We start from the raw sequence: 16,543 nt of genomic DNA on the forward strand, positions 1-16,543 counted from the left end.
AGCAGCGATAGCCGTGGACCTGAAAATAAAGTCCTAGACTGTCGCTGTTTCATTGAACTAAAGTGTTATACTGCTGTATTAGATCAGTGCTAAGGAATCACAACGATGTCGCCGGCCTTTAATCCTTTCAGTATCTCGGTGTTGTCGCCCACTTCCATGCCAGTCTTAATATCACGACGCACAGGCTGTCCGTTACCCGGATCTAGCATCACGTATACGGCACCCTGATCGCGCATAATTGCCAGCGTCGGGACGACAATGGCGTTCTCCTTGCGTTGCGTCTCGATTTCCCCCTCCAGCGTTAGCCCTCCTAGCAATTGCTTATCCTGCTTCAAATCAATGACTACATCAAATTCAGAAGGCTGTGAGGAATCGTTAGCCAGCTTAGGGAACTGAGAAACGCTGTTTATTACTCCTGCAAAAATTTTGTCTTTTTGACCAACAAGCTGTACTTCTACGGACATGCCAGGTTTAATCCGGAATACATCCAGCTCTGACACAGTTGCCTTAAATTTCACCAGCGCGGTGTTGACTATTTTCCCAATAAGCTGACCCTCTGATAGCATTCGGCTTTTGACATCTGCCTCATTATACAAAAATACACCAGAGGTTGGCGCATAAACAACTGCTGTCGCCAAAGCAGACTTTTTCGCTGAAAGCTCTTGCTCCTTTATTGCCAGTGTTTCCTGGCCAAGCTCGTTCGTCAATCGCTTGCCCTCCCTATCTAGAAACGCTTTTTTGCGTTCCTCTCCCGTTGCACCGATTACCTCAGTTTCCGCATCTTGCTGTTGGCTAATCTCCTGAATCTTGGCATCCAGCTTCATTTTTTTAATATCGAACTCCAGGCTTTTCAATTCCGCCTGCAACGTTTTGATATCGAGCGCCATCAGCACTTCGCCTTTCTTGACCTGCTCGCCGTTCTTCCTGTTCCAGCTATGAATTTTGGCGGATAGCGGTGCATATACTTCTATTTCTTCCGCATACACGGATTTGCCTTTGACTTTAAGCGTTTGGCTGATCGCCTCCTGCGTCACCTCGAACGTAATCATCGGCTGTGGCTCAGGCTGCGGCTCAGGCTCAGGTTTATACTGCAAATAAAGGAAAAAGCCTACGCCAAGCAGCACAGCAACGGTTGCTATTCGTTTTACCCATTTCATCATTTCATTTACCCCTTTTATTCGCTAATCTATTACCCGTTCTTAATGACTTCAAGCGCATTCGTACGGGAAGCGCTGATCGCAGGATAAATGCCCGACAGAATGCCAGTCATCACGGCAAACGCTACCCCCACGGGAAGGGCATTCAGCGGAATATCTACGACCAGCGGACCAAGCCCGAGTGTACCGGAAGCAATGAATTTATTGACTCCCCATACGACAAGATAGGAAATCGTCATTCCAGCCGCTCCTCCCATCAGACCGAGTGCAGCCGCTTCAGTCAGGAAAATTTGACGTATTTGCCATAAATTTGCCCCTAAAATTTTCATAACGCCGATTTGTCTACGCCGCTGGTGCGTGGACATCGTCATCGCTACAAAGATAGATAGCGAAGCCAACAGCAGTATGAATACACCAATACCAAGTGCTATCTTCTTATAGGTAGCAAACTTTTGCTGGATCATCTCCTCCTGAAAAAGATTGCTTTGCGTGTTCAAATACAGCTTCTTGAGTTGCTCCTCTACCTGTGCCACATACGCCTTGCTCTCTACTTTGACCATAACTGTGTCGAGCTTCGTACGTGATTTCGCGGTATCTCCGATGCCAAGCTGCTCCTGTAGCATTCTCGCTGTCTCTATCGAGACATACACCGCCTTGTCATACACCGCATATTCTTCACTCTCCCCGTCCTTTACTTGCAGAACACCGCTGACTCGCAACGGCGTGCTTACCTTCTGCTTGACGGGGCTCGCTGTAGCCTCTCCAGATCGAAAGTGAATTTGCTGCTGGTACAGCTCGGTTTGCTGATTGCCTAGTGTTTCAAATAGAGCATAAAGCTGCTCATTGTACGGGTCCTTCTGCAACTTCTCATTCATTTCCTTCAATGTTTTCTGGTCAGCCAATCCGAACATAGCGCCATGGTTTACGACAACTGATCCTGGTGTGCCGAAAACTCCACCTTTCGCAAATTTATAGCCGAATGGTGCAAGCGATTCGATATCTGTTCCAATTACCTCTACAGACACACTTTTACCGTCAAGGGTAAGCATCTCCATGTAGCTTAACTTGAGCAACGGGGAAACGGCCGTCACATGCGCCATACGCCTTATGACATCCAGCTTCTGCATCGTAAGCGCGCCTCGTTCAAAGCCTTGGCCGCTCTGAGCTGAGCCTTGGCCAGCCCCTCTACCGCCTGTGGAATCAGATGTTACTGTAATTTCGTCCATTTTATAATTACGATTCATTTCGGCCTCGCTGTAGGCTTGTGTCGATTGACCGATGCTAATCGCCATAATGATTGCCGCGCAACCTACCGAAAGGCCAATCATGCACAGCAGCGTAACAACCTTCCGCCTAACAATTTGTCCCCATGACATCCGCACCAAATCTGATAAATTCAACGTGCAACCTCCCTATCTCACCGTTTGAAGCTTCTGTTCATCCATTAAATATCCATCCTTTAAAGTAATGATTCTCCCCATCTGGTCAGCCACCTCTGCCTCATGTGTGACAATAACAAAGGTTGTGTGCAGCTCCTTGTTAAGCCTGCTCAGGATAGAGAGAATTTCCTCTTCGGTCTGTGTATCCAGATTTCCAGTAGGCTCGTCCGCAAAAATAATGGAGGGCTCGGGAATAAGTGAACGCGCTATACTGACTCGCTGCTGCTGACCTCCTGAGAGCTGTGATGGAAACAGCTCCGTCTTGTCCGTCAGACCAACTTGCTCCAGAAGCAGAAGAGCCCTCTTCTTTCGTTGTGAAGCAGAAATCCTCTGGAATGCAAGTGGCAGCTCCACATTTTCCCGGATTGTCAAGTTTGGAATCAATTCATAGGATTGAAAAATAAAGCCGATATGCTTGCGGCGAAACTCCGCCAATCGATTCTCATTCATCCGGACAATATCTTGCTCTCCGATATAAATGTTGCCCGACTCCGGCTTCATAAAGCCAGCCATTAAGTGCAGCAGCGTCGATTTGCCTGAACCTGAGCTACCGAGCAGAGCCGCCATTTCACCCTTGGCGATTTCAAACTGAATGTTGTGCAGTACTGGAATCCTTCCTTGCGCATTACGGAAGGAGTGTGATAATTGTTCAACACGTAGCATAGCAATCTCCTTTTCTGAACGGTCCGGTGTGACCAACGTCATACTTCTGTTCTATCCTTTAACTATTGTATAGAGCAGTTGTATCTTCGCTAAGCACAGTTGTATCCGATTTGTAACAAAAAGGCACCTATACTTGTTTGCATACAAAAATCCCTATCAGGGCCTGGAGACTAGAGCTCCGTTGCTTGATAGGGATAATGATGAAGCTTATATCACCATATGCTTAGAGTAAAGCGATACAGCTCGCTTTTGTCTATGCTGCTGCTGCTCACGAACAGATCATTCCCATTCCATTGTAGCATTTGCAGATTTTCAATATTTTGATAAATGACCGTATCCGATAAAAGCTTATCGTCCTCCAGATAGGCTGTATGCAGTTCGCTGTTCTGACCTTCCTTCATCGTGAAGTAAGCCATTCGTGATTCTTCCTGATCGATGGAGAAATTCCAAATTTCTCCTGTCTTCAACAATTTATAAGTTCCTTTGCCCAAATCGTATATAAAGAGCCCTACCGTTTTGTCAACCGTTCCTAGGAAGAGGAGGCTGTTGTCGCCAATCAATTTAAATTGCCTAATATCCGGTCCTTTGACCATTTCTTCAACTTGACCCGGACGATTAAGCTGCAACCGGTAAATGCCGTACTGATCCCCCACCAGCGCAAGCATATAGACCGATTGGCTATCGTTTCCAAGCTGATAACTGTCCAGCATAATTAATACTTCTTCCGCCTGCTTTATCTTACTCTTATCTGCGATTAGATCGGTTAGCTCTTCATAGTTGTACAATACTCTCGTCTTTGAGCCGTCGTTATGACCAAGCGTAATGCTGTAGCCGTCAAAGCCGATATACGTGTTTTTATCTACATTCAGCAATGAATAGGTAGCATTTTGGGTGACAGAAGTACGATTTCCAGTCACCCAGTCATAAGAATAGGTGTCCCTTTTTCTCCAGTCACTTCCATATTGGGTATAGATGAGCTGCTTGCGATCAAATGTAAACGAAATGCCCAGGTCTGTATTCGTCGCAATATCCTCGATCTCATTCTCATTCAAATGCAGCCTTGATAACTTGGCTCCTGTTAGCGATTGATCAGGGCGATTCACAATGATTGTATTGTGATCAACAGCATCAAACAAATAAATGGGATAAGTAAAGGATTGCCTAATAACGGATTCAATTTTGAACGAGCTGGTTCGTTGCGCAATAAGACCAGTGGCAAACTGTTCATTTGCTATGGAAGCAGTACGTATCTCAGGTTTGCCTATCGCGTATAAGCCGCCTACCCCATAGATGCCGCCAATGAACACCAGCAACATAGCGGCCATCAGCAGCCCTTCCCGCTTGTTTTTCCACAACGTGCCCTTCTGCTGCTTGTTCATGCTCCAGCCTCCGGTAGACTGATTGTCACTAGGGTACCTTCCTGCAGCCTACTGCTCATTCCAATCGTTCCTCCATGATACTCAATTGTCGCTTTAACAATGGACAAGCCAAGTCCCGCACTGCCTTTCTCTACTTTAATGGTACCGCTGTCCCTATAGAACGGCTCCAGGACGCGCTTCAACGCTTCAGGCCGAATTCCCTCACCTTGATCTCGAATCAATACCTTAATAGAAGCCTGGCTCTTATATGCCTGTACCCTGATAATAGAATTAACATGGCCATACTTAATGGAGTTATCCAGCACATTGATGAACGCTTCCTTCAGCCGTTCCCTGTCGCCCTGCAGAACAAGCCGTCCCTCAATGGAACTGTCGATGCCAATATTGTATTTGCGCGCCTTAATCAGCATATCTTCGCAAGCCTCCCGAATAAGCGCGGACAAATCAACATGGGCCATACGGTAAACCTTGTCCGGCGATTCAGCGACAGCCAGCTCCAGAATATCCACAACCATGCCATTCAGTCGTTGGCTTTCCTTAATAATATAGTTGAGCCCCTTGTCAAAAAATATTTGATCTGCAAAGCCGTTTTCTTTCAAAATTTGAGCATAGCCCAGTATCGTGGTTAGCGGAGTTTTCAGTTCGTGAGTCACATTGTCGAAAAATATCTTGCTGCGTGCCTGCACCTGCTTCACCTCGTCACGCTCTCGCTCAATGACACCGATTTGCTCCCTAATCCGATTAATCATAACCGTGAAGCTTGCCGCAAGCTCGCCAATTTCATCCTGCGTCCTAATTTGAATATTTCCATTCAGATTGCCTTGAGCCACCTCTGCTGAACGCACTGTCAGCTCCCGAATCGGCTTTGTAATCGTTCTGGAGATGAAGACAGAGGCAATGAAAATAAAAACAAAAACGACTGCCGCAAAGCTCTGCAGCGTCTTTTGAAACCGTAAATTCCGCTGATAAAGCTCACTGTAATCACGCTGGTAACGCAAAATACCGATTGCGGAATGATTCACCTTAAGCGGGAAAGAGAGACTTGCTATAGCCTGTTCGTTCCCCATATAAGTAGCGTAAGCAACCTCCTGCTTCACCGCACTTGCTAGATCGGGAAGCAAAGGATCGAGCGAATCGGCTGCGTTGCCAAACGACTTGCCGTCGGGCCTGTACAAAATGACGCTCCCGCCTATGACCGAGCCAACTTCTTTAGCCAGCGCGAATCTTTCCGCTGCAAGAGAGGTAGCACTCATCCGTTTGCGATGAATCAGGAAATATTGATCGACTGCAATATCCAGATTCGTCTTCACATCGATCATATCATCCTGAATCATCTGATACATATTGTCCTCGGTGACACGATAAGAAATGATCAACAGTGCCGAGAAACCGATAAACACAATGATGGAGAACAAAGCAACCATTTTGAGCTGAATCGTCCAATTCATGTTCGTACCTGCATGCCTAGTTTATAGCCAACCCCAAACACCGTTTCAATGATAGAGTTGCCATCACCTGAGTCCACCTTCTTGCGTATACGTTGAACATGAATATCGACCGTACGAGTATCGCCTGGAAAATCAAAGCCCCACAACTTATCCAGTAGCTCGGAGCGTGTAAACACTTTGCGGTTATTAGTAACCAGAAACAACAATAAATCATATTCCTTGATGGTCAGGTTGATTTTTTCCCCATTGCTCCATACTTCACACTCATCCTTGCGAATTTCTATCCGTCTGCCCAATCGGATGATGCTATAAATTTCGTTCCCCAAACTTTCGCTAATTAGCTCGATTCTGCGAAAAATAGCGCGAATGCGGGCAATAACCTCTCTGATATCAAAGGGTTTAGTAATATAATCATCGGCGCCAAGCTCCATGCCGAGCACCTTGTCAACCATATCCGCTTTGGCCGTAATCATAATAACCGGGACTTTCAAGCTTACCGACAGCTTGCGGCATAAATCGAAGCCGCTCATATCTGGTAGCATAAGGTCAAGCAGCACCAGATCTGGCCGCTGCAGTTCCATCTGTCTAAGACCTTCCAGCCCGCTTGCCGCCTCATCTACGATAAAGCCTTCCTTGCGCAAGGAATAGCCCAGTATATCACGAATAGATTCCTCATCCTCAATCATTAAAATATGCTTTTGTCTCATATACCCGCAGACTCTCCTTATGTTTTTCTTCTATTGTGTATGAAAAAAATCCGTCTGAACAGGGATTAGAAGCAAATGTTACAAATCGGATACAAGCTTGACCGTAACGGATACATTCATCAGCTATGCTAATTTTAAAACCTTAAATGGAATACCCCCACAATCTTTATCCGCTAACAGAGAGGAGTCATCATGCTACATGATGAATGAAACCAGGTTCCAAACTGTGTACATTAAATATAAATCAGAAATAACTTACTATTTAGTCGGGATGCTTCATAATGCCCAGGATGCCGAGGACTTGGTGCAAGAATGCTTCATCAGGCTTATGAACGTTTCATCTGAAATTTCTGAGGAGAAGCTCCGTCCATATTTGTACAAAATAGCTTATAATCTAGCGATTGATTGCTTCCGCAAACGACACCGACTCAAGAAGCAGTTCAATAAAGCATATTTCTCCGCTTTTCATTACGATATTTCCGAGCTGGAAATTCAAGAAAATGTTGATGAAATCACATCACTAGTAAAAAATCAAGGGCATCGAGAAATACTTGAGCTGCGTCTTATTCATGGCTATTCTGTCAAAGAAACGGCGGTACTCGTCGACAAAAGCGAACGGTTAATTCGCATGTCCTTGTTCCATGCCAAGATGCACATACGCAATCGCACCGGATTAAATACCGAAAACAGGAAAATGGCTCACAGTCACCAATGTTATCAGTTTAATTTACCTAGAACCAACTGATCAAATGTGTCCCTGTCGCTGAACTCGACTTATCATCAATCACCAAATCATTATGATCATAGCTCATGCAACCATTCATGTCGTTAAACATCTAAACCGGTGTGGCCAAGTTTTACATACTAATGAGCTTCAGCTTCACTAACACTATCTCAAATAAAAAGCTGCCCCCAAAAAAGCGGGGCAGCTTCATTAAATAAGTTTTCTTTATTGCGCTCTTGGATTGTAGGATGAATAATGGCTACATCAGTTAGCAAATAGTTCTAGCTAGATAATTGTTGACACATTCTTCGTTGCATTTATGATGGATCGCTCACGCGTTGGCTAGTAGTGATCTTCGGATCATACAGCAGTAATGGGCGCAAATCTTCCATAACTCTTGGCACATTCGGATGCTGAACATGCTCAGCAACAGCTTTTTCATTAACCCAACCGTCTAGAATGTAGAAAGTGTTGGGATCTTCAATCTTTTGATTTTACTCTGATTCCACAATGCTTAAGGTCTGTGGTCCAGCTGCGTGCAAGCGAACGTACAGCTGCCTTAGTCGCAGCATAAACTGCAAAACCAGGTAGGCCCATATCTGCTGTTATCGAAGCGTTCAAAATAATTGAAGCGCCGTCCTTGAGAATCGGAAGCATAGTTTGAATAGTAAAGATTACGTCCTTGATATTGACGCCAAGCAAGTGGTCGATAACTCCCTCGGTGAGATCTTCGAACGCGATGGGTTTGCCTCCACCAGCATTTGCAAAGATGATGTCAAGGCCACCGTGCTCTTTCTTGATTTTCTCTACAAGACGCTCCAAATGGTCCTTCCTTGTAACATCAACTGCGATACCACGCACCGATGTCCCGAGCCGCGCTGCCGCATGCTCAATCTGATCTTGCCGCCGCGAGATTATGTAGACAAATGCTCCCGCCTCGGACAAGCGCTTAGCAGCGCCGTAGCCAATCCCAGCGCTGCCCCCTGATTAGACTGTGTCCAACATTTGAGGTGCAGTTCAAAGGGCATGCTCCTCAGAAAATTATGGTCTACTCGATCTCAATCCACAGAGCAACAAACGCTTCTAAGGCTTCGGCTTCATTTGGCCATCTGCTCTTAGTTCAAGTACAGTAACCCTTTATTACGTCAAGATTCATGATGCCAAGGATATTTTTGCGTAGGAAATCACAATTATTTCCGGTCAAACTAGAAAATTGATACCCAGTTCGAGTGGTCCTTTAATTCCCTCACGACTGGTCAGCTACGTTACAGGGGAAATTTAACCTTCCTACTGGTCCTGCTTATACCCGACCTTAAAGTTCTTTTAGCTTTGCAATGTCTTCATCTGTCCGGTTCCCATGAATCGTAATCTTTTCAAGCTCTGCCTCAACTTGAATGAACTCTTCCTCCGAAAGCTTCACTTCGGCTGCTCCCAGATTTTCCTGAATGCGATCTAGCTTTCGCGAACCAGGAATGGGTACAATAAACTCTTTTTTATGCAGCATCCACGCGAGGGATATTTGTGCTGGTGTAGCTTGCTTTGATTCTGCAATCCGGTTAATTAACTCTAGCAACGGCTGATTTGAGATTATGTTGTCCCGATCAAAGCGAGTGATGACCCTCCTCACATCGTCCCCCTCATATGTGGTATCCTTGCTGATTTTCCCAGATAAAAATCCGCTGGCTAAAGGCGAAAACGGGACAAAACCGATTCCCAGTTCTTCACAAGCGGGGATAACCTCTTTTTCAAACATACGCTCCATAATGGAGTACTCACTCTGAATGGCTGTAAGCGGGGTCACAGCATGTGCACGCCTAATTTCTTCCTCAGTGGCTTGGGATTGCCCCCAGGCAAGAATTTTCCCTTCCTTAATCAGTTCTCCTATGCTAAAAGCTATTTCTTCCACGGGAATATCCTTATTCACTCTATGCTGATAATACAAATCGATATGGTCTGTCTTGAGTCTTTTCAAGGAGGCTTCCACGTGAGTCCGTATCTGTTGCAACGTCGTCTCTTTTGAATTGATAGCGCTATCTTTTGCAATTCTAAACTTGGTGGCAAGGGTAATTTGGTTGCGGATAGGTTTTAGAGCTTCCCCCACTAGTTCTTCATTGGCACCATTCGCATAGCCTTCGGCTGTATCAAAGAAGGTGCAGCCCAGGTCATACGACTGGCGGATTAGCCGGATTGACTCGTTTCTGTCGGGTCCACTGCCGTATCCGTGACTGAACCCCATGCAACCTAACCCAATCGATGAAACTTCTAAATCTCCTATCAAACGTTTCTTCATATTATTCACCCTTCCTATTGCTATAGATAAGCGTTTCGTTATTTGCGAGAAATTTTACATCAATGCATTAAGTAACCCTCGTGTATAATTATAAAAAGAAAATAGAATATCCTGCAATTCTTAAAAAGACACAATTCGTGTATTAATGCACAAAACAATTGAAATTGTGCAACTAAAATTTAGAAAGATTGGTGACGCTCATCTTCTGCTTTAAGATTCCCACTGACAGGAAATACTTGAGACGGAACTTGGATAAGAACTTGGTTCCTAAAAATAAAAAAAGCCGCTAAATTAGCGGCTTGAACGGTATCATTCAAAATTGATATTCGTTTTATATGCCTCATATCCCGTCAACCGATAACCTCCTTGATTGAAAGGTCTGGATGTTGACTTAGATCAATGAAGGTATTGTCTGGGAGTGCAACAAACGGCCTTGCTGGATAGTTGACGTTGGTAAGGACGATTCTTCCTATGCTATCATTTGACAGCCTAACCTCGCAACCGACTTGAACGGCCAGCAGGGAATCCAGAAACGTCATTCCAATAACCGAATCGAAACGTTTCTCAATAATTTGACGATGTATGACCTCCATTACTTCAAAGAAAGCAGCAGCTGGCCGATACGGACGGTCAGATATCATCGCCACATAAACGTCTGCCAATGCGACGATTTTGCTTAATCGGTCTATTTGATCTCCTCGAAGTCCGTTCGGGTAACCGCTTCCATCCTCTCGTTCATGATGCTGAAGGGCTACCAATGCAATTCTTTCGTCGACGCCGGATTGCTTGAGCAGCTCATAGCCGAGATAAGTATGCTGCTTCATGATCGCTCTCTCATGGATGTCAAGCTGCGACGTCTTGTTCACTAAATAAGACGGAAGCTGCAACGACCCGATATCGTATAAGCTTGCAGCGACAATCAGCATGTCCAGCTCCGCATCGTCAAGCTGAAGGCGTTTGCCCAGCGCTGTGGCAATGACCGAGGTTCCGATCGTTTGTTTGTAACGATAATCGCCATGCTCTTTCAAATCATTGAGCAGCTGGAATAGATTATGGCGCTTCGTAACTTCCTTGATCAAGGGCAGCATTTTATCTTCAATGCTCTCTACTGAAATCTTGCTGTTCTCGATGACGGATCTATCGATCTCATGCATGAGCAGTTCAGTTCGCTTTACCATGTCTTGGAGATTCATACTATGGTGCTCGGGAGTTAGAGAAGGAGCAACTTCACGCTCTGCCACTTCTGGAATAAAATCTTCCTGGGCAATATTCTCCGTTCGTATATCCTCGATTTGGACGCGGAACCTCTCCAGTTTCTCGAGGTGGAATTCGTCAAGAACAGCTCCTTTTGTTATGAGAAGCGTCCCTCCTGCATCAAAAATGTGATGTAACAGCCTTCTCCCGAGTAATCTTCCAACATTTGTATCGCTCATTATCATTTATCCTCTCATGCGTTCTATAATCTCTCTACTATACATTTTTTTTATTATTTTAAGAGGGTATTCTAATGTTCATCGGTATTTATCAGGCTATATTTTAGCTTTAATTTAAAATTGTTTCAAGAACAACCTGATGTGGTAGCCTCTCCCTCCTCAAGCCTCTCTTTCTGTCAGAAGAAATCCATGAAATCGCCGAATTCGGTGATAGACACTGCGGGCTGAAAGTCGATTCAGATTCCGCACGACAATAGTATCTTAACGTACAAAAAGGCTGCCATTCCCTCTGGAACGACAGCCTTTATACGCCCATCTCAACCAACGAATTGCATCAACAGCCGGTTAAACCGCTCGCGTTCTTCCCAGAACAGGCCATGGCCGCTGTATTGGAATGGGACGAACTGCGAGCCCTTGATCAATTTGTGCGTTTCCTGTCCTTTGGCGAAAGGGACGATTTTGTCGTGTATGCCGTGAACAATCAGTGTAGGTACGTCTATTTTCTGAAGATCCGAATACACGTTTTCGTCCCGCAGCGTGGCCATGATTGCCGCAGTGGCATAGCCGGCTGCCTGCAGGCCCATCTGCATAAACCAATTGGCGAACGGCCCTGTGATATGCTGGAAGAAGAACAAGTTTGTCACGCTCTGCAGCATGTTGGGGCGGTCGTTCAAGGTGGCGGTAATAAAATCGTTCGCCGTCTGTTTGTCCACGCTGGTCGGTGCCGCCGCATCGATCAACACGAGTTTGTTTACGCCATAGCCTTGGTGCCGCGCCATGTACCGGATCGCAATCGCCCCACCGGTCGAGTGCCCTGCCAATGTAAAGTCCTTCAGTTGCAGCGCGCCCGCAACGATACGTACATCGTCCGCCAAACGGTCAAAGCTATAGCCCGTGAACGGCTTATCCGAGTTGCCATAGCCCCGCCAGTCGATGCTGACGCAGCGGTAGCCCATCGCTGGAAGTACATCATACTGATATTCGAACTGATTGTGGTTAAGCGGCCAGCCATGAATGAAAAAGATCGTTTTCCTGCCTGCCGGATTAATATCCTCCACGAATATGTTAATGCCAGGTTCCACCGTTACAAAGCTTCCCACGCCGATCCCTCCGAATCCGTTATCGTACTTCTATTAATATACTCACAGATGAGGCATAGGTGATTGCCCATGGTCGATTTTTTTGTCAAACGTCTTGAAACCGTTAATATACGATGGGCTGCCTCAAGGTCTTGGAGCGATGTGTTTAGAATAGTTTCCCTTCTATAGGGAATAAGAAGATGAAAGGATTTTATTTTTGGAGGGAACATACGATGGCAAATATCCCAGCACTACCTACATACCCAGAGCCTTTATGGATGAAATCGGCAGAGAGTCTTCCTTCCTACCCTAAGCTGGAGGAGAATATCGAATCCGATGTTGTTGTGGTTGGAGGGGGCATTTCAGGAATAACGACAGGATACTTGCTCGCGAAAGCAGGGTTGCGAGTCGTTCTATTGGAGGCCAGCACTCTCTTCAGTGGGACAACCGGTCATACAACTGCTAAAATAACCGCTCAGCATGACATTATTTACGATGCGCTTATTAAACAAGAGGGTTATGAGAAAGCAGAACTCTATTACAAAGCCAATGCAGACGCGCTTCAATTTATTCGAGATACGGTCAATGAACATGGGATTGAATGCGGCTTCACCGAGCAGGATGCCTACGTGTATTCAAAGACAGATTCTTACCTGTCGAAGCTTCAAGACGAAATGGCCGCTTATGAAAGGCTCGGTATAACCGGATACTATGTTGACCACATTCCTTTGACGAATATTCCGGCAATAGCAGCCGTCGTCATGAAGAAGCAGGCACAATTCCATCCTTTGCAATATTTGAGCGCGCTTGCCGGCAAGTTCGTCGAGGCTGGTGGCCGGATCTACGAACATTCAACGGCAACAGATATTCAACAGGATAAACACCCCGTCGTCGCAACAGCTAATGGCTGCCAAATCACTTGTGATCGCGTCGTCATCTGCTCCCACTTTCCCTTCTTTGACGGATATGGCTTCTTTTTCGCCAGAATGCATGCGGAGCGTTCCTATGCCCTTGCCGTAAAAAGTAAGGTTAACTATCCAGGCGGCATGTATCTTAGCGCGGAGGAGCCAAAACGTTCCATCCGCAGCGCTACGGACCTGGACGGCTCTCCGCTCTTGATTATTGGCGGTCAGAACCATAAAACAGGACAAGGGATTTGTACGATCAACCATTATGAAACGCTGCAGCGGTTTGCAGCAGAGAGCTTCGGAACGGAAAGCATTTCATATCGCTGGTCAGCGCAAGATTTAGTGACTGGAGACAAATTGCCTTATATAGGCCGTATTACGGAGAATAATCCGAATATCTTCATCGCCTCCGGCTTCAAAAAATGGGGAATGACAACAGGCACCGCAGCGGCTCTTCTCATACGTGACCTTGTTCAGGAGCACGACAATCCGTATACCCAGCTTTTCGCGCCATCCCGTTCCCTGTCTCTCAGCACGCTGAAAAATCTCGTCGTGGACAATTTGGACGTAGCCAAACATCTAGTCAGCGGTAAAGTAGAAATGGTGCATCGAAAGCCTCATGAGCTGAATTCGGACGAAGGTGCCGTAGTCAGCGTGCATGGCCGCCGAGCAGGCGCTTACCGCGATTCGGAAGGAAAACTGCATGTCGTAGATACGACATGCACGCATATGGGCTGCGAAGTGGAGTGGAATGACGGGGAGCGAACATGGGACTGTCCTTGCCATGGATCCCGCTTTTCGATAACAGGCACAGTACTTGAAGGTCCGGCAGAAAGGCCGCTTAAGACGATTGAAGTTAGCGGTTAAATTCACTATAGACACCGATAAACCCGCCGGAGCAGATTTTACTACCCAGCGGGTTATTTCTCTTGTTTATTTTCATGTGGCATTATTCATTAAGGAATGTTGGAACTTAAATGACTAGAACGACAACCTCGGCAGAATACAACCCGTCTGCGTAAGCCGTTAATACAATACGGCCCTTTTCTCCCGATAATCGAATAATTGTGCTGACGCAGCCTCGGTACATATGCATCCAATTTCGGTCATAGGGCTCGCTGGAACACAAGTCTCCGTTATCTACTCGCACAATCTCGGCAGGTCCATTAACTTGGAAGGTGACCTTGGCGCTTTCACGAAATACGGGCGTCCCCTCTTGGTCGATTGCCCGGACAGTTAACAAACGATGGTAACCATCCTTGGCTGGCAATTTGACTGTTTCTTCATCGAAGCTCAGTTTCACCGTAGGGCCGGCTGTTTGCAGCGTATAGCTACAGGCCTCTTGTCCGCCGTTGAACCCTCTAACTATCACGGTGCCGGGCAAATAGGGAAGGTAACCCGTAATCATACGGCTAGGGTAAGAGGAAGGTTGCTTTACATGGTACTGCTTGCCATTAAGCTCTAGCTGCACTTCCTCGCAGTTAGACGCGATCATATACGGAATGACCGTTTTGTTGAATTGCTGGAAATTCCAATGGCTCGCGTATCGGGGAGCATCCCAATGCTGCTTGACGCCCTCGTCCTGCAAGGAGTAATCCTGTACAGCAAAATATACCATTGGCTTTTCCGACCAGTAGCTTTCGTATAGATAGGACAACGGCTTGCGTTCATTGTTCGTCCAAAATAATGAACCGGCCCATCCTTTCGCAGGATATCCCATGGATTCGCCCAAATAGTCGATGCCCGTCCAGAGCATTCCGCCGATGACGTAATCGTGCTTCTCCACGTCCATCCATGGCACCTCGTCACTGAAATTTTGCATTTGCTCGGGATGTCCCCTGAAAAATTGATACGTCTCCGTACCCAGAATCAGCTTGTCAGGAACAACTTTATGGATGCCGGGATACCATTGCTCCTGATAGTTGCAGCTGATGACATCGACAATTTCGGCGATCCGCCGGATTCGTTCAATTCTCTCGTCCTGATCGTAAATTTCCGTATCACTCTCCGTATCCACGAACTGCTGAATATCCTCTACTTTGGAGAGATCGACGTTGTCCTCATATTTGAAGTGCGGGTTCATCGCGTAGGAGACAGGCCTTGTATCGTCAAGCGTTAGAAGATGATCCTTAAGCATTTTCAAGATGCTCAGCATGGAAGCCTGTCCTTGGTTCTCCACTTCGTTGCCGACGCCCCACATGAAAATACAGGGATGATTCCTGTCTCTTCGCACCATACATTCCAAATCGCGCTGCCACTCCGTCTCGAAGTATCTCCGATAAGACCCGCCCGTCCACTTGTCGAATGGCTCCTCATAGACTAGCAGCCCCAGCTCATCGCAAAGATCCAGCAGCTCCGAAGCCGGGATGTGATGAGAGACGCGTACAGCGTTGCATCCCATTTCCTTGAACTTAAGGAATCGCTCTCTCCAAATTTCGGGCGTGACAGCTATACCGAGAGATCCGGCATCTTGATGCACGCAGAAACCTTTGATTTTTGTCAATTGACCGTTCAAATACATCCCTTTGCCTGCAACCATTTCAATCGTCCGAATGCCGATACGCAGCTTGTATATGTCTGAAATCTGTTTGTCCTCGTGCAGAGTCAATTCCACGTTGTAGAGTTGCGGCTGCTCGGGACTCCACAGCTTCGGAGACGGAATATCAATCGTAATGCTGCCGTTGTCAGACTCTCCCGTATACGACAGTCTTCCGTTTGTCATATTTGCACTCACTAAGGCAGCGGCCCCGGTATGAATCTTCACCACTGCGCTGTTGCCTTCAATCTTCGTGACTACTTGTATATGCTCCGGATTCAAATGTTTTTCTGGCAAGGTCAACAGCTTGACCGTCCGGTATATACCTGCTCCCGAATACCATCTGTCCGCTGGCATAGATGTATTATCCACTTTGACCTGAATCAGATTATCGCCCGCATGGACGGCATCCGTAATATTAAGGGTGAATCTGGAATAACCATATTTCCTGCCTCCTACAGCAATGCCATTCACCCATACCGTACTGTTCTCGTATATGCCGTCGAATTGCAGCTGATAGACATGACCTTCCTTTTTCTCCTCTAAAACTAAAGTTTTTCTGTACCAGCCGATCCCCCATCTATCCCTGAACCCTTGTGGTTCGCCCTGCTTCATATGCCTAACGATCGGAGCGGTTATCGCCCAGTCGTGGGGCAAATGAACGGGCTCAAAGTTATCGTCTACTGGCTCATTTAATGTAAATTCCCAACCATTCATCAATAGTGTTTCGGTTCTGTACATTCTAATGTCATCCTTTCGCTATTTCGTTTGGCGCAGTTG

General features: G+C 46.3%; 13 protein-coding genes. 2 read left to right on the forward strand and 11 right to left on the reverse strand.

What is annotated here, in order from left to right; genetic code table 11:
* Positions 1-89 precede the first annotated feature (89 nt).
* From BBD42_RS24995 to BBD42_RS25020, 6 genes are all read right to left on the reverse strand, one after another.
* The gene (locus BBD42_RS24995; protein WP_099520358.1) at positions 90-1,160 is read right to left on the reverse strand and encodes an efflux RND transporter periplasmic adaptor subunit; all 1,071 of its coding nucleotides are present in this window, start codon (positions 1,158-1,160) and stop codon (positions 90-92) included.
* Between the two features lie 29 nt (positions 1,161-1,189).
* On the reverse strand, positions 1,190-2,557 hold the full coding sequence (locus BBD42_RS25000; protein WP_099520359.1) for an ABC transporter permease: 1,368 nt from the start codon (positions 2,555-2,557) through the stop codon (positions 1,190-1,192).
* A 12-nt stretch (positions 2,558-2,569) separates the two neighbouring features.
* Positions 2,570-3,259, reverse strand: a complete 690-nt coding sequence (locus tag BBD42_RS25005) for an ABC transporter ATP-binding protein (RefSeq protein ID WP_099521794.1) — start codon at positions 3,257-3,259, stop codon at positions 2,570-2,572.
* A 212-nt stretch (positions 3,260-3,471) separates the two neighbouring features.
* A complete protein-coding gene (locus BBD42_RS25010; protein ID WP_099520360.1) occupies positions 3,472-4,638 on the reverse strand; it encodes a hypothetical protein in 1,167 nt (388 codons plus the stop codon).
* Positions 4,635-6,086 carry a sensor histidine kinase gene (locus tag BBD42_RS25015; protein WP_099520361.1) on the reverse strand — a complete coding sequence of 484 codons (1,452 nt, stop codon included), beginning with the start codon at positions 6,084-6,086 and terminating at the stop codon, positions 4,635-4,637. Before BBD42_RS25015 ends, BBD42_RS25010 begins: the two co-directional genes overlap by 4 nt.
* On the reverse strand, positions 6,083-6,793 hold the full coding sequence (locus tag BBD42_RS25020; RefSeq protein WP_099520362.1) for a response regulator transcription factor: 711 nt from the start codon (positions 6,791-6,793) through the stop codon (positions 6,083-6,085). Before BBD42_RS25020 ends, BBD42_RS25015 begins: the two co-directional genes overlap by 4 nt.
* Before the next feature lie 199 nt (positions 6,794-6,992).
* On the opposite strand from BBD42_RS25020, the gene BBD42_RS25025 reads away from it, so the two are divergent.
* Positions 6,993-7,538, forward strand: a complete 546-nt coding sequence (locus BBD42_RS25025; RefSeq protein ID WP_099520363.1) for an RNA polymerase sigma factor — start codon at positions 6,993-6,995, stop codon at positions 7,536-7,538.
* Positions 7,539-7,997: 459 nt separating this feature from the next.
* On the opposite strand, the gene BBD42_RS25030 is transcribed toward BBD42_RS25025, so the two are convergent.
* The 4 genes from BBD42_RS25030 to BBD42_RS25045 form a co-directional block, all read right to left on the reverse strand.
* Positions 7,998-8,462, reverse strand: coding sequence for an SDR family oxidoreductase (locus BBD42_RS25030; RefSeq protein ID WP_216364878.1), 465 nt, complete (start codon positions 8,460-8,462; stop codon positions 7,998-8,000).
* Positions 8,463-8,829: 367 nt separating this feature from the next.
* Positions 8,830-9,807, reverse strand: coding sequence for an aldo/keto reductase (locus BBD42_RS25035; RefSeq protein ID WP_099520364.1), 978 nt, complete (start codon positions 9,805-9,807; stop codon positions 8,830-8,832).
* A gap of 350 nt (positions 9,808-10,157) precedes the next feature.
* Positions 10,158-11,240 (reverse strand): HD-GYP domain-containing protein, encoded by a 1,083-nt coding sequence (locus BBD42_RS25040; protein ID WP_172455617.1) that lies wholly within the window; start codon positions 11,238-11,240, stop codon positions 10,158-10,160.
* Between the two features lie 317 nt (positions 11,241-11,557).
* Positions 11,558-12,340 (reverse strand): alpha/beta fold hydrolase, encoded by a 783-nt coding sequence (locus BBD42_RS25045; protein WP_099520366.1) that lies wholly within the window; start codon positions 12,338-12,340, stop codon positions 11,558-11,560.
* A gap of 212 nt (positions 12,341-12,552) precedes the next feature.
* Between BBD42_RS25045 and BBD42_RS25050 the strand changes: the two genes are divergently transcribed.
* Positions 12,553-14,094 carry an FAD-dependent oxidoreductase gene (locus tag BBD42_RS25050; protein WP_099520367.1) on the forward strand — a complete coding sequence of 514 codons (1,542 nt, stop codon included), beginning with the start codon at positions 12,553-12,555 and terminating at the stop codon, positions 14,092-14,094.
* A 106-nt stretch (positions 14,095-14,200) separates the two neighbouring features.
* Here BBD42_RS25050 and BBD42_RS25055 read toward each other — a convergent pair whose 3' ends face one another.
* Positions 14,201-16,504 carry a glycoside hydrolase family 2 TIM barrel-domain containing protein gene (locus BBD42_RS25055; RefSeq protein ID WP_099520368.1) on the reverse strand — a complete coding sequence of 768 codons (2,304 nt, stop codon included), beginning with the start codon at positions 16,502-16,504 and terminating at the stop codon, positions 14,201-14,203.
* Positions 16,505-16,543 lie beyond the last annotated feature (39 nt).

Origin of the sequence: Paenibacillus sp. BIHB 4019 (genome assembly GCF_002741035.1) — a bacterium.
Classification (GTDB): domain Bacteria; phylum Bacillota; class Bacilli; order Paenibacillales; family Paenibacillaceae; genus Pristimantibacillus.

Excerpts from the sequence above, each read along its gene's own strand:
- BBD42_RS25020 (WP_099520362.1), bottom strand. The coding sequence starts at position 6,793 with ATGAGACAAAAGCATATTTTAATGATTGAGGATGAGGAATCTATTCGT.
- BBD42_RS25055 (WP_099520368.1), bottom strand. The coding sequence starts at position 16,504 with ATGTACAGAACCGAAACACTATTGATGAATGGTTGGGAATTTACATTA.
- BBD42_RS25050 (WP_099520367.1), top strand. The coding sequence starts at position 12,553 with ATGGCAAATATCCCAGCACTACCTACATACCCAGAGCCTTTATGGATG.
- BBD42_RS24995 (WP_099520358.1), bottom strand. The coding sequence starts at position 1,160 with ATGATGAAATGGGTAAAACGAATAGCAACCGTTGCTGTGCTGCTTGGC.
- BBD42_RS25005 (WP_099521794.1), bottom strand. The coding sequence starts at position 3,259 with ATGCTACGTGTTGAACAATTATCACACTCCTTCCGTAATGCGCAAGGA.
- BBD42_RS25035 (WP_099520364.1), bottom strand. The coding sequence starts at position 9,807 with ATGAAGAAACGTTTGATAGGAGATTTAGAAGTTTCATCGATTGGGTTA.
- BBD42_RS25040 (WP_172455617.1), bottom strand. The coding sequence starts at position 11,240 with ATGAGCGATACAAATGTTGGAAGATTACTCGGGAGAAGGCTGTTACAT.
- BBD42_RS25015 (WP_099520361.1), bottom strand. The coding sequence starts at position 6,086 with ATGAATTGGACGATTCAGCTCAAAATGGTTGCTTTGTTCTCCATCATT.
- BBD42_RS25025 (WP_099520363.1), top strand. The coding sequence starts at position 6,993 with ATGATGAATGAAACCAGGTTCCAAACTGTGTACATTAAATATAAATCA.
- BBD42_RS25010 (WP_099520360.1), bottom strand. The coding sequence starts at position 4,638 with ATGAACAAGCAGCAGAAGGGCACGTTGTGGAAAAACAAGCGGGAAGGG.